This window comes from Stenotrophomonas sp. GL_111 (assembly GCF_057835245.1).
The window spans coordinates 1580576-1592424 of sequence record NZ_CM174421.1 but is presented as its reverse complement, the minus strand read 5'-3'; the positions used below and the strand labels follow the sequence as shown (position 1 = coordinate 1592424).

Here is an 11849-nt window from a genome sequence, read left to right as displayed (position 1 = left end):
GCGCCCAAGCAGCCGGACTGAGGGCTGACTGGACTTTGATCTGGGTTCCCTAGCCGCGAGCTGGATTCAGCCGCAACGGTTAACACTAGATTAACACGGTAGCGCCGGATTGTGACGGTTTGGCGACAAACCACACACGATCACAACGCTATCGTGACGCTTTCTTCACATCTGATGATGGCGGCCGACGATGGCAGCGGCATGACGGCGGCCCCGCACCCGCCGGGCGCGAGTCCGCCCGTCTGCGGTGCTCAGGCGTCCAGCACCTGGCCCCGATGGGCGCTGCCGGCGGCAGAGAGCAGCAGCACGGCCGCGGCGGCGCAGTCGGCCGGCTCACGCGCACTGCGGTCTTCGTCCAGCGAGAAGGCACGGGCCCGCAGCGCCGTGCGCATCGGGCCGGGCTGCAGGCCGCTGACCCGTACCGGGCCACGCCCGAGTTCGTCGTGCAGTGAGGCGATCAACCCGCGCAGGCCATGCTGGGCGGCCCCGTAGCCGCCCCAGTACGCCTGCCCTACCCGGGCCGGATCGTCCACGGTGAACACCAGAGCGGCGTCGTCGCGCTCACGCAGCAGCGGCAGGCAGGCCTGGGCCAGCCACGCCGGGGCAGTGAGATTGACGTGCACGGCGCGCGCGAAGGCGGCCGGATCGGCCAGTTCGAACGGGGTCAGCCCGGCGAAGTCGGCGGCGCAGTACAACAGGCCATCGAGCCGGCCCAGCTCGCTACGCAGGCGCTCGGCCAGGGTGGCGTAGTCGTCCGGGGTGGCGCCTTCGAGGTCCAGGGGGTACAGCAGCGGCTCCGGGCCTGCGGCCTGGACGGCGGCATAGACCCGGTCCAAGCGGCGCGGCTTGCGCCCCAGCAGGACCACCGTGGCCCCAGCCTGGGCACAGGCCACGGCGGCGGCACTGCCGAAGCCACCGCCGGCGCCAGCAATAAGAATGATGCGATCGGCCAGTGCGCCGTTCCCGGCCACGTCGGTCGGGAGGGCACTCACGCCAGGGATGCCTCTTCGACGATGCGCTTGAGCTCGCCGGACTCGAACAGCTCCAGCACGATATCGCAGCCGCCGATCAGCTCGCCGTGGATGAACAGCTGCGGGAAGGTCGGCAGGTTGGAGAAGCGCGGCAGGTTGGCGCGGACTTCAGGCTCCTCCAGCACGTTGACTGTGCGCAGCGCGACCGCGCCGGCGGCCATCAACGCCTGGATGGCACGGCTGGAGAAGCCGCACATCGGGTACTGCGGGGTGCCCTTCATGAACAACACGAGGGGGTAACGTTCGACTTCGGACTGGATCTGCTGCATCACCGCCACAACGACTCTCCCTCCAATGCGGGACAACCCGACCTCGCCGGTCGGATAGACTTCCCTCCACCGCCATTGTAAGCCTACTGGCCCCGCCTCCGGCGCCCCGATCACAGCCAGCCGACCCTATGCCCCTCGAACTGCCCCGCCTTCCCTACGACCGCACCGCCCTGCAGCCCCACCTGTCGGCCGAGACCCTGGACCTGCACCACGGCCGCCACCACCGCGCCTATATCGAGGCGGTCAACGCGCGCACCGAAGGGACCGAGCTGGCCGAACTGAGCCTTGAGGAGATTGTCCGGATCAGCCAGGGCAGCCTGTTCGATGCCGCCGCCCAGGCGTGGAACCATGGCTTCTATTGGCAATGCCTGCACGGCCGCGGTGGCGGCGATCCGCAGGGCCGGCTGGGCGAACTGGTGGCCCGCCACTTCGGCGATGCACGGCGCCTGCGCGAGGAATTCGACCGCGCCGCGCTGGGACTGTTCGGCTCGGGCTGGGTGTGGCTGGTGCAGCACCCCAACGGGGCGCTGGCGATCCAGGTAACGCGCAACGCCGGCACCCCGCTGACCGGCCAGAGCACGCCGCTGCTGGCCTGTGATGTGTGGGAACACGCGTATTACATCGACTACCAGAACGAGCGCGCGCGCTATCTGGACGCGTTCTGGAAGATCGTCAACTGGGATTTCGTGAGCGCGCAGCTGCGCGATTGAGCCGCGGCCACGACGGCGGTGGGTGCCTACCGTCGGTCGGCACAACCTGCCTACGTGTCACACGCCGTTCGCGTTTACCGCCCTGGTGCGCACCAACGGTGCGCACCCACCGCAGCATGCCCACCCTGCGGTTGAGCGCAGGGCCGGGTTTCAGCCGCGCAGGGTCTTGACCACCGGAACCACCTGGGCGGTGCGATCCAGCTGTGCGCCCACCTGCTCCAGCGCTGTGGCCAATGCACCGGCATCCGCATCGCGCAGCGTGGCATGGCCGACCTTGCGGCCCTCGCGCGACTGCTTGCCGTAGTCGTGCCAGTGCCCGCTGGGCTGGGCAAGCACGGCGGTGGCGTCGGGCATCGCGCCGATCCAGTTCAGCATGCAGGCGTGGCCGAGCATGCGGGTGTCGCCCAGCGGCAGGCCGAGCACAGCGCGCAGGTGGTTCTCGAACTGCGAGGTCTCGCTGCCTTCGATGGTCCAGTGCCCGGAGTTGTGCACGCGCGGTGCCATCTCGTTGGCCAGCAGCTCATCGCCACGGCAGAACAGCTCCAGCGCGAACACGCCGACATACTCCAACCGTTCGGCAAGGCGACGCGCATAGCCGATCGCTGCGTCATGCTGTGCCGGCGCCAGCGTGGCCGGGGCCAGGCTGGCCGACAGCACGCCATCGACATGCCAGTTGCCGGTCACCGGCCAGGCGCGGAACTCACCGTCGCGACCGCGCACAGCCACCACGCTCACTTCGCGCTCGAAGGCGACGAAGCCTTCCAGGATCAACCCGGTTTTTTCGACGTAGCTGCCAAGCGTTTCCCAGGCGGCGTCGATATCAGCCGCGCTGCGGATCCGGAACTGGCCCTTGCCGTCGTAGCCCAGGCGGCGGGTCTTGACGATGCAGGGCAAGCCGAACTCGGCGACTTTGGCGGCCAGCTCATCGCGGCTGCGGATATCGGCGAACGGCGGCAACGGGATGCCCAGTTCGCCGAACAGGGTCTTCTCGCTGAGCCGGTCCTGCGCGATGGCCAGCGCATCCGGGCTCGGATACACCGGCACGCGCTCGGCCAGGAACTGCGCACTGCGCGCCGGCACGTTCTCGAAATCAAAGGTGACCACGTCTACGCGGTCGGCGAACGCGGCCAGGGCGGCCTCGTCCTCGAACGCGGCAACCTGCAACGGCGCCACCTGGGCACCGCAGGCGTCCGCGGCCGGGTCGAACAGCTCGAAGCGCAGGCCCAGCGGTGCACCGGCCAGGACCATCATGCGGGCGAGCTGGCCGCCGCCCAGGATGCCAACAGTCTTGGGAATCATTGACGCGGGTCGTCGTGGGCCATGACGTCTTCGGTCTGGCGGGCGCGGAAGGCGTCCAGGGCCTGGCCGATGGCCGGCTGTTCCGGGGCCAGCAGCGCCGCGGCGAACAGTGCGGCATTGGAGGCGCCGGCATTACCGATGGCGAAGGTGGCGACCGGGATGCCGGCCGGCATCTGCACGATCGACAGCAGCGAATCCATGCCGTTGAGGGCCTTGGACTGCACCGGCACGCCCAGCACCGGCACGGCGGTCTTGGCGGCGATCATGCCCGGCAGGTGCGCAGCGCCACCGGCACCGGCGATGATCGCGCGCAGGCCGCGCGGGCCCGCCTGCTCGGCATAGGTGAACAGCACGTCCGGCGTGCGATGCGCCGAGACCACTTTCACTTCATAGGGAACACCCAGCGCATCGAGCTTCTGGGCGGCGTGCTGCATGGTTTCCCAATCCGAGCGGGAACCCATGACGATGCCGACGAGCGGCGCGGTTTGGTTGAGGGTCATTGGCCGTCACCTGCCTTAAAGACGTATTCTAGCCGTCTTCCACGCAAGACGAAGAATCCATGGATCGCAAGCTGCTCGACCTGCTGTGCTCGCCCGACACCCGCCAACCCCTGTCCCTGCTTGATGCCAAGGGGCTGGAGGCGCTCAACCGCGCGATCGGCGCCGGTGGCGTGGCCAAGGCCGACGGCAGTGCCCAGGCCCAGCCCCTGCGCGAGGCCCTGCTGACCCGCGACCGCAAGCAGGTGTTCCGCGTCGATGACGGTATCCCGGTGCTGCTGGCCGAAGAGGCCATCGCCACCGCCCAGATCGCCGATTTCCCGGAAAAATGAGCCACGCCGCCGAGCGGGCGGCGCCAGACGCCGCCGTGGTCGCCGCCGATGTGGCGCGCGCACTGGCCGAGGACATCGGCAGCGGTGACGTCAGTGCCGCGCTGCTGCCCGACCGCCCCGACAGCGCCTACCTGCTGTGCAAGCAGGACGCGGTGATCGCCGGGCGGCCGTGGTTCGATGCCACCCACCGCGCGCTGGACCCGCAGGTCCAGATCGACTGGCGCGTGGCCGAAGGCCAGCAGGTCACCGCCGGCACCGTGCTGGCAATCCTGCACGGGCGCAACCGCAGCCTGGTCAGCGCCGAGCGCACCTCGCTGAATTTCCTGCAGACCCTGTCCGGCACCGCCACCACCACCGCACGCTATGTGGCGGCCGTGGCCGGCACCGGCACGCGCATTCTGGACACCCGCAAGACCCTGCCCGGGCTGCGCGTGGCGCAGAAGTACGCGGTCCGCTGCGGCGGAGGCGACAACCACCGCCTGGGCCTGTTCGACACGGTGATGCTGAAGGAAAACCACATCCGCGCGGCAGGCTCACTGACCGCTGCGGTGCAGGCCGCGCGCACGCAGTGGCCGCAGTTGCCGCTGGTGGTCGAGGTTGAAGACCTGGACCAGCTGCGCGAGGCGCTGGCAGTGGGCTGCGAGCGCATCCTGATCGACGATTTCGAGCCCGCCCTGCGCCGCGAGGCAGTGAAGATCGCCGCCGGCCGGATTCCACTGGAGGTATCCGGCAGCGTCAACCTGGACGGGTTGCGCGCGATCGCCGAGGACGGCGTGGACTGCATTTCCATCGGCGGCCTGACCAAGCACGTGCAGGCGATTGACCTGTCACTGAAGCTCGGCGACCCACCTGCCCAAGCGTAGTGCCGGCCGCTGGCCGGCTCTCGACCCACCCGGCATTGCAATGAGCCGGCCAGCGGCCGGCACTACCCGATGCCCGTATTCACGGCATCGGCAGGTGCGGTCTGCGACGCTGGGCGCGCCCCCACCCGGAGAGCGCGCATGCGCGGTCTGCTGCTTCTCGCCTGCCTGGCGCCCTTGCCTGCCCTGCTGCCCCTGACCGCTTCGGCGGCCGAAGTCTGCGACATCCCGCCCCGGTTCGGGCTGAGCCCGCTGGCGGTAAGCATCGTGCAGACCGCCTGCAACGAACATCGGCTCTGGTATCGCCCCTTCATCGACCGCGACGGCCGCGTGGCCAGCCTCAGCGCGACCGAAGCCGAGGACGTGCACCTCGCCGACAACGGCATGGTCGCCTGGCAACGCGTGGTGGGGTACTGGCGCCAGAGCGGCACGCTGTCGCCGATGGGCGACCAGCCCGGTGCATCCAGCTGCATGGCCCCGCCGGGCACGCGCTACACCGACACCGACTGCCGTGCGTTCCTGATCGACAACCCTTGGTCGGCCGCCTTCATTTCCTGGGTGATGACCCGCGCCAGCGTAACGGGCTTCACCCGCTCACCCCGGCATATCGATTACATCCGCGCGGCGTACCAGAACAGCGGCCCGTACCGGATGACCGATCCGGCGCAGGAAAAGCCCGCGCCGGGCGACCTGCTGTGCTTCCTGCGTGATCGCCGGGAAACGCTCAGCTACAGCGGCCTGGTGCAGTCGCTGGGCAGTGGCGCGGTGGGCCACTGGAAGTCGCATTGCGAGGTGGTGATCGCGGCCAACATCGGCGGCGACCGCACCCTGTACCTGATCGGCGGCAACGTGATGAACACCGTGGCGATGCGCAAGCTGTCGCTGGACCGCAGCGGCCGTATCGAACTGCCGCCGGCCAAGGCCAACGCCAGCGATGGCATGGAACTGGGGTGCACGCCGGGCCGCGAAGAAGAATGCAACTTCAACCGGCAGGATTGGGCCGCGCTGCTGAAGCTGGTGGCCACCACGCCGGCCATGCAGCCAATGCCGACGGTGGCGCCAGATCCGGCCGGTCCAGTGCCGCCGGCAACGCCAGTGCCCGCCCCGCCGCCCTCCACGGCCCCCGCCCCAGCGCGCGCACCGGCCGCGCCGACCACGCCCGAGCCGACGCCGCCACGCATCGGATGATCGCCCCTGCCCGGCCGCTTGATCTGCATCGCATTCGTCGCCATCTTGGAGGTTCGACCTCCTTGACCGCGCCGAGTCACCGATGCCCAGTTTGATCCTGTTGATGATTGCCGGTGCGTTCGCGTACGCGTTCTGGAACTCCGCCCGCGCCGCCGCCGAGCGTGCCGGCGAACTCGGCCGCAATGCCTGCCGCGCGGCCGATGTGCAGTGGCTCGACCAGAGCGTGCATTCCACCGGGCTGCGCGTATGCCGCAAGCCCAATGGCTGGCTGGGCTGGGAGCGCACCTTCAAGTTCGAGTATTCGCACGATGGCGTGGACCGCCACAGCGGCCGCATGGTGCTGCGTGGCGATCAGCTGGTGACCTTCGTGGGGCCCTCGGCGGCGCGGATCAGCGAGATCCGGCGGGATATCGATACCCGTGATGCAGAGGATGTTTGAGGCCCCTAGCGCAGGCCGTTGATCGGCGCTGCACATGCAATCGCCGCCTTGCGGCGGCGATCGATTACTTCACCACGCGCAGGTGCGGGCGGCCGCTGGGCTTGGGCGGTGCGTCGTCCGGCGGGGACGGCGAGTCATCCGGCGGCAGTTCATCGTCCGGGCCCGTCTCGTGGCCGGGGATGTCATCGGGCAGCGCCATGCCCTGTCCGGTTTCGCGGGCGTAGACGGCCAGCACGGCCGAGATCGGCACCTGCACCGGGTAGCTGGTGCCGGAGAAGCGCGCCGAGAAGCTCACGCTGTCATTGTCGATATGCAGCTGGACCACCGCGCGCTCGGCGATGTTCAGGACCACCCGGCCATCCTTGACGGCGCTCTGCGGCACCTGCACGCCGGGCATGCCGGCGTCGACCAGGATGTGCGGGGTCAGGTCGTTGTCGTTGATCCATTCCACCAGCGCCCGCAACAGATAGGGGCGATGGCTGGTCATGCGGAAAGTGTCTTCAGTCATAGCGTGGAGCCGGGCGCTGCCCGGCTGTCTTGGATCCGATTGCGTAGCGACAAGTGTACGCGCCCGCCTACCCGCAGGTCAGCCTCCGCGCGCAGGCCATTGGCCTGACCGCGGCCGAATCGTTCAGCGCAGCAACGGGCCGGCCGGCGCTGCACCGGCTCAGACCGGCAGGTCGCGCAGCTTCTTTTCCTGGTCGGTCAGGCTGCGGATGAAGCCGGGGTGGCGGAAGATCCGGTTGCCATAGTCCTCGATCGACTTGCCGTCCTTGGGCAGCGGCACGTCCAGCGCCTTCAGGCGCCAGATGATCGGGGCCATCGCGCAGTCGGCCAGGCTCATTTCCGGGTTGAGGAAGAACTTGCTGGCCTTGAACAGCGGCACCGCGCTGGTCAGCAGTTCCTTCAAGCGCTTGCGGCCGGCTTCGGCCTGGGTCTTGTTGCCCAGCTGGATCGCCTGCACCTGCGGCACCCAGTCGTGTTCGATACGCAGCATCGCCAGGCGGATGCGCGCACGCGACAACGGATCGACCGGCATCAACGGCGGATGCGGGTAGCGCTCGTCCAGGTACTCGCTGACCACCGAGGCGGCGTACAGCACCAGCTCGCGCTCGACCAGGGTCGGCACCGAATGGTAGGGATTGAGATCGATGAGATCTTCGGGCGGGTTCTGCGGGTCGACCGGAACGAAATCGTAGGTCACGCCCTTGGCCGCCAGCACCAGACGCACGCGATGGCACAGGACATCGTCGTTCGAGGAAAACAGCGTCAGGGTATTCCGCATGCGTACGCTCGCCGCCATCAAAGGCTCTCCAACGTCCGGTAACCGCCGGTCGCATCGGCGCCGCCAGCCCATTGCCGACGGTCGTCACAGTACCCGAGTGTGCAACTGCCCATCACAAAAGCCAATAGGCTGATCGACCCGGTGCCGGATCGATCAATAACGGACACCCCATCGGCGCTCAGTGAACGTCCTTCCAGTATTCCTTCTTCAGCAGGTACGCCAGGAAGGTCAGCAGGGCCAGGAACAGGATCACCCACACCCCCAGCTTCTGGCGCTTGAGCGCGGCCGGCTCACCGGCATACTCCAGGAAGTTGGTGATGTCGCGGACGGCCTGATCGTACTGGGCGGCATCGACATTGCCCGGCTGCTCGACCTTCAACCCGGTCACCGGCGGGTCCAGCCCCGGGCCTTCGGCCTTGCCGTGGATCGCATGCTGCAGGCCCTGCATCTCCCACAGCGGGTTGGGCATGGAGGCGTTCGGGAACAGGCTGTTGTTCCAGCCCAGTGGCCGCGACGGATCCACGTAGAACGACTTGAGGTAGGTGTAGACCCAGTCGCTGCCGCGCACGCGGGAAATCAGACTGAGGTCCGGCGGCATCTTGCCGAACCATTTTTCGGCCTGGGCCTTGGGCATGGATACCGGGATCTGCTCGCCGATCGGGGTACCGGTGAAGTTGAGGTTGTTCATCACCTCTTCCTCGCTCAGCCCGAGATCCTCGGCCATGCGCGAATAGCGCAGGTACTTCAGCGCGTGGCAGCCGGAGCAGTAGTTCATGTACAGCTGCGCGCCGCGCTGCAGCGAGGCCCGGTCGTTGAGGTCGTTGCCGGCCTGCAGGGTCTTGCCGCCCTCGGCGGCACCGGCCAGGCTGCTGGCCAGCATCAGGGCGGCCGCGCAGGCCAGCCGGACAATCCAGTGGTCAGTCATGCGTGGTCACCCGCTCCGGTACCGGCTTGGTCCTGTCCAGCTTGGTCCATATCGGCATGGTGATGAAGAAGGCGAAGTACAGGAAGGTCAGCACCCGGCCCACGTAGGTTTCATGCGCATCGGTGCCGGGGCCCGAGCCGATCACGCCGAGCCAGACGAAGCACACCGCGAACACGCCCAGCAGCACCCGCGAGAGCACGCCGCGATAGCGGTAGGACTTCACCCGCGCACGGTCCAGCCACGGCACCAGGAACAGGATGGCGATCGCCGAGAACATCACCAGCACGCCGCCCAGCTTGTTGGGTACCACCCGCAACATCGCGTAGTACGGGGTGTAATACCAGACCGGCTTGATGTGTTCCGGGGTGACCAGGCGGTTGGCCTCGGTGAAGTTGTCATGCTCCAGGAACAGGCCACCAAAGGCCGGCGCGAAGAAGATGATGAAGGCGGCGATGATCAGCAGGAAGCCGGCGCCGACGCCATCCTTGAGCGTGTAGTACGGATGGAACGGGATGCCGTCGGTAGGCGCGGTGGCCGACCAGCGGTTGCCCTTGGGACCCTTCTTGATCTCGACGCCGTCGGGGTTGTTGGACCCCACTTCGTGCAGGGCGCCCAGGTGCAGCACCACCAGCAGCAACAGCACCAGCGGCAGCGCGATCACATGCAGGGCGAAGAAGCGGTTGAGTGTGGCGTCACTGGGCAGGTAGTCGCCCATGATCCACTCGGTCAGCCCGTTGCCGATCACCGGAATGGCGCCGAACAACGAGATGATCACCTTGGCGCCCCAGAACGACATCTGGCCCCACGGCAGCACGTAGCCCATGAAGGCTTCGGCCATCAGCACCAGGTAGATCAGCATGCCGAGGATCCACACCAGCTCGCGCGGTTTCTGGTAACTGCCGTACAGCAGCCCGCGGAACATGTGCAGGTAGACCACGATGAAGAACAGCGAGGCCCCGGTGGAGTGCATGTAGCGGATCAGCCAGCCCCACTCCACATCACGCATGATGTATTCGATGGAGGCGAACGCTTCGGCCGCGTTGGTCTTGTAGTGCATCGTGAGGAAGATGCCGGTCACGATCTGGTTGACCAGGATCAGCAGCGCCAACGAACCGAAGTAGTACCAGATGTTGAAGTTCTTCGGCGCGTAGTACTCGCTCACATGCTTGCGGTAGACCGGCATCAGGCCGGGGGCGCGGGCATTGACCCAGTCGGCGACACCGTTGGCGGTGCGGGTAAGGATGTTGGCCATGCTCAAGCCGCCCCCTGCGGGTCAACGCCGATGATGATGGTGTTGTCGTCCTGGTAATGGTGCGGCGGCACCAGCAGGTTGATCGGCGCCGGGACATCCTTGAACACGCGACCGGACATGTCGAAGCGCGACTTGTGGCAGGGGCAGAAGTAGCCGCCCTTCCACTGGGGGTCGTAAGGCTCGGGGCGGATCTCGGCCACCATCTCCGGCGAACAGCCCAGATGGGTGCACAACCCGACCAGGACCGAGACGTCGGCCTTGATCGCGCGGAATTCGGGATTCTGCTTGAGCACGTACCCGGGCTGCTGGTCTTTCACGCCCGACTCGGGGTCCTTCAGCCGCCCGTCCAGCCCGTGCAGGGCTTCAAGGATGGCCTTGGAGCGCTTGACGATCCAGATCGGCTGCCCACGCCATTCCATGACCAGTCGCTGGCCTTCCTGCAGGGCGCTGATATCGGCAATCACAGGTGCACCGGCCAATTTGGCACGGGCGCTGGGATTCCAGGACTTGATGAACGGTACCGCTGCAAATCCGACGCCGACGGCTCCAACCACCGCAGTGGTTGCTGAAAGAAATCGTCGACGTCCGGTGTTGACTGGATCGTTTACCCCATCGTTGGCCATCCGGCACTCCGATATAGATTTAGGTAGCTTGAGGCTGCCAGTAGACTGGTGGGGGCCAGTCCACATTGAATCAGCCGCGAGTGTAGCTGAACCGAAGTCAGCGGCACAACGCGGTACTACGGGTCGACATTACGGCATTCGGGACGGTCAGCGCCATGGGCGCGGACGATCATTGCGTGGTGGACTGCGCACCGCGATAGCGATCGGCCAGCTGCGCCACCCGCTTGACGTAGTACTGGGTCTCACTGTACGGCGGCACCCCGCCGTGGCGGTCCACCGCGCCTTCGCCGGCGTTGTAGCCCGCGGCCGCGAGGGTGAGGTTGCCATTGAAGCGTTTTAGCAGCCACGACAGGTACTGCACGCCGCCGCGGATGTTCTGCGCGGCGTCGTAGGAATCGGTGACACCGAAGCGCCGCGCGGTGGGCGGCATCAGCTGCATCAGGCCCTGTGCACCGGCGCGGCTGAGCGCGGTCGGGTTGTAGGCCGACTCGGCATGGATGATCGCGCGGACTACCGCTTCTTCCACGCCGAACTCGCGCGCCGCGGCGGCGATCTCGGTCTGGAAGGCCGTGGTGTTGAGCCGTACCGAACCGAAGTTGACGCCCGGGTTGGCGCCACAGGCGTAGCAGCGCTCGATGAAGCTGTAGTGGATGGTGCGGACCTGGCCGAGGCTGGCCAGCTGGGCCGGGCGCGCGCTGGTGTAGTGGCGCACCCCGTCCTTCATATAGGAATAAACCTGGCCGCTGACCACGCGCTGGGCCTTGCCGGTGCGCGGCGCGGGAGCCGGGGCAGCGGTCAGGACGGTGGCCGCCGGGGTCGGGGCCGGGGCACTGACATTCACCGCGGTGCCGGTACCGGCGCGATCGGCCTGGGCCGGCGTGGCCGGGGCGGCGATCGCGGCGGCTGCAGGCGCAGGTGCAGGTGCCGGCGGCGGGACGTACCGGCGCGGGGCGCTGCGGTCGGGACGGTAGTTGCTGACCACGCTGCAGCTGGTACCGGACACCCGCTTGCTCACGTAGCTGGGGATGCCATCGGCGCCGACGCACTTGTACAGCGTGCCCGCACTGGCCGGCATAGCGGTCAGCGCAGCCAAGGCCAGCGCAAAGATCCCCAAGATCCCCTTCATGGGCGCGAGTGTC

At 67.6% G+C, this 11849-nt stretch carries 15 protein-coding genes; 5 read left to right on the top strand and 10 right to left on the bottom strand.

What is annotated here, in order from left to right; genetic code table 11:
• Nucleotides 1-251 precede the first annotated feature (251 nt).
• On the bottom strand, nt 252-992 hold the full coding sequence (locus AC3IPM_RS07215; protein ID WP_489303280.1) for an SDR family NAD(P)-dependent oxidoreductase: 741 nt from the start codon (nt 990-992) through the stop codon (nt 252-254).
• Nucleotides 989-1309, bottom strand: a complete 321-nt coding sequence (gene grxD / locus AC3IPM_RS07210) for a Grx4 family monothiol glutaredoxin (RefSeq protein ID WP_489303279.1) — start codon at nt 1307-1309, stop codon at nt 989-991. The genes AC3IPM_RS07215 and grxD overlap by 4 nt, the downstream gene beginning before the upstream one ends.
• Nucleotides 1310-1428: 119 nt before the next feature.
• Between grxD and AC3IPM_RS07205 the strand changes: the two genes are divergently transcribed.
• A complete protein-coding gene (locus tag AC3IPM_RS07205) occupies nt 1429-2010 on the top strand; it encodes a superoxide dismutase (protein WP_489303278.1) in 582 nt (193 codons plus the stop codon).
• Nucleotides 2011-2160: 150 nt separating this feature from the next.
• Here AC3IPM_RS07205 and AC3IPM_RS07200 read toward each other — a convergent pair whose 3' ends face one another.
• Both AC3IPM_RS07200 and purE read right to left on the bottom strand, forming a co-directional pair.
• On the bottom strand, nt 2161-3306 hold the full coding sequence (locus tag AC3IPM_RS07200; protein WP_489304036.1) for a 5-(carboxyamino)imidazole ribonucleotide synthase: 1146 nt from the start codon (nt 3304-3306) through the stop codon (nt 2161-2163).
• Nucleotides 3306-3809, bottom strand: a complete 504-nt coding sequence (gene purE / locus AC3IPM_RS07195; RefSeq protein WP_489303277.1) for a 5-(carboxyamino)imidazole ribonucleotide mutase — start codon at nt 3807-3809, stop codon at nt 3306-3308. Before purE ends, AC3IPM_RS07200 begins: the two co-directional genes overlap by 1 nt.
• A gap of 59 nt (nt 3810-3868) precedes the next feature.
• Between purE and AC3IPM_RS07190 the strand changes: the two genes are divergently transcribed.
• The 4 genes from AC3IPM_RS07190 to AC3IPM_RS07175 all read left to right on the top strand — a co-directional run bounded on the left by AC3IPM_RS07190 (nt 3869) and on the right by AC3IPM_RS07175 (nt 6625).
• Nucleotides 3869-4138 carry a Trm112 family protein gene (locus tag AC3IPM_RS07190; protein ID WP_489303276.1) on the top strand — a complete coding sequence of 90 codons (270 nt, stop codon included), beginning with the start codon at nt 3869-3871 and terminating at the stop codon, nt 4136-4138.
• The gene (gene nadC / locus AC3IPM_RS07185; protein WP_489303275.1) at nt 4135-5001 is read left to right on the top strand and encodes a carboxylating nicotinate-nucleotide diphosphorylase; all 867 of its coding nucleotides are present in this window, start codon (nt 4135-4137) and stop codon (nt 4999-5001) included. Before AC3IPM_RS07190 ends, nadC begins: the two co-directional genes overlap by 4 nt.
• Nucleotides 5002-5139: 138 nt before the next feature.
• A complete protein-coding gene (locus AC3IPM_RS07180) occupies nt 5140-6186 on the top strand; it encodes a DUF2272 domain-containing protein (protein ID WP_489303274.1) in 1047 nt (348 codons plus the stop codon).
• Nucleotides 6187-6268: 82 nt separating this feature from the next.
• A complete protein-coding gene (locus tag AC3IPM_RS07175) occupies nt 6269-6625 on the top strand; it encodes a DUF3301 domain-containing protein (RefSeq protein WP_489303273.1) in 357 nt (118 codons plus the stop codon).
• Nucleotides 6626-6689: 64 nt separating this feature from the next.
• On the opposite strand, the gene AC3IPM_RS07170 is transcribed toward AC3IPM_RS07175, so the two are convergent.
• The 6 genes from AC3IPM_RS07170 to AC3IPM_RS07145 all read right to left on the bottom strand — a co-directional run bounded on the left by AC3IPM_RS07170 (nt 6690) and on the right by AC3IPM_RS07145 (nt 11836).
• The gene (locus AC3IPM_RS07170) at nt 6690-7133 is read right to left on the bottom strand and encodes a ClpXP protease specificity-enhancing factor (protein WP_489303272.1); all 444 of its coding nucleotides are present in this window, start codon (nt 7131-7133) and stop codon (nt 6690-6692) included.
• 159 nt (nt 7134-7292) lie between these two features.
• On the bottom strand, nt 7293-7928 hold the full coding sequence (locus AC3IPM_RS07165) for a glutathione S-transferase N-terminal domain-containing protein (protein WP_489303271.1): 636 nt from the start codon (nt 7926-7928) through the stop codon (nt 7293-7295).
• Nucleotides 7929-8088: 160 nt separating this feature from the next.
• The gene (locus tag AC3IPM_RS07160) at nt 8089-8835 is read right to left on the bottom strand and encodes a cytochrome c1 (protein WP_489303270.1); all 747 of its coding nucleotides are present in this window, start codon (nt 8833-8835) and stop codon (nt 8089-8091) included.
• On the bottom strand, nt 8828-10087 hold the full coding sequence (locus tag AC3IPM_RS07155; protein ID WP_489303269.1) for a cytochrome b: 1260 nt from the start codon (nt 10085-10087) through the stop codon (nt 8828-8830). Before AC3IPM_RS07155 ends, AC3IPM_RS07160 begins: the two co-directional genes overlap by 8 nt.
• Nucleotides 10088-10089: 2 nt before the next feature.
• Nucleotides 10090-10710: a ubiquinol-cytochrome c reductase iron-sulfur subunit gene (petA, locus tag AC3IPM_RS07150; protein ID WP_489303268.1), complete on the bottom strand. Its 621-nt coding sequence runs from the start codon at nt 10708-10710 to the stop codon at nt 10090-10092.
• 169 nt (nt 10711-10879) lie between these two features.
• Nucleotides 10880-11836 carry a lytic transglycosylase domain-containing protein gene (locus tag AC3IPM_RS07145; protein WP_489303267.1) on the bottom strand — a complete coding sequence of 319 codons (957 nt, stop codon included), beginning with the start codon at nt 11834-11836 and terminating at the stop codon, nt 10880-10882.
• Between the last annotated feature and the right edge of the window lie 13 nt (nt 11837-11849).

What these genes read in the sequence shown, in the direction of transcription:
- AC3IPM_RS07205 (WP_489303278.1), top strand. Translation starts at nt 1,429, where the DNA reads ATGCCCCTCGAACTGCCCCGCCTTCCCTACGACCGCACCGCCCTGCAG.
- AC3IPM_RS07160 (WP_489303270.1), bottom strand. Translation starts at nt 8,835, where the DNA reads ATGACTGACCACTGGATTGTCCGGCTGGCCTGCGCGGCCGCCCTGATG.
- AC3IPM_RS07190 (WP_489303276.1), top strand. Translation starts at nt 3,869, where the DNA reads ATGGATCGCAAGCTGCTCGACCTGCTGTGCTCGCCCGACACCCGCCAA.
- petA (WP_489303268.1), bottom strand. Translation starts at nt 10,710, where the DNA reads ATGGCCAACGATGGGGTAAACGATCCAGTCAACACCGGACGTCGACGA.
- nadC (WP_489303275.1), top strand. Translation starts at nt 4,135, where the DNA reads ATGAGCCACGCCGCCGAGCGGGCGGCGCCAGACGCCGCCGTGGTCGCC.
- AC3IPM_RS07165 (WP_489303271.1), bottom strand. Translation starts at nt 7,928, where the DNA reads ATGGCGGCGAGCGTACGCATGCGGAATACCCTGACGCTGTTTTCCTCG.
- AC3IPM_RS07180 (WP_489303274.1), top strand. Translation starts at nt 5,140, where the DNA reads ATGCGCGGTCTGCTGCTTCTCGCCTGCCTGGCGCCCTTGCCTGCCCTG.
- AC3IPM_RS07170 (WP_489303272.1), bottom strand. Translation starts at nt 7,133, where the DNA reads ATGACTGAAGACACTTTCCGCATGACCAGCCATCGCCCCTATCTGTTG.
- AC3IPM_RS07155 (WP_489303269.1), bottom strand. Translation starts at nt 10,087, where the DNA reads ATGGCCAACATCCTTACCCGCACCGCCAACGGTGTCGCCGACTGGGTC.
- AC3IPM_RS07175 (WP_489303273.1), top strand. Translation starts at nt 6,269, where the DNA reads ATGCCCAGTTTGATCCTGTTGATGATTGCCGGTGCGTTCGCGTACGCG.
- purE (WP_489303277.1), bottom strand. Translation starts at nt 3,809, where the DNA reads ATGACCCTCAACCAAACCGCGCCGCTCGTCGGCATCGTCATGGGTTCC.
- AC3IPM_RS07145 (WP_489303267.1), bottom strand. Translation starts at nt 11,836, where the DNA reads ATGAAGGGGATCTTGGGGATCTTTGCGCTGGCCTTGGCTGCGCTGACC.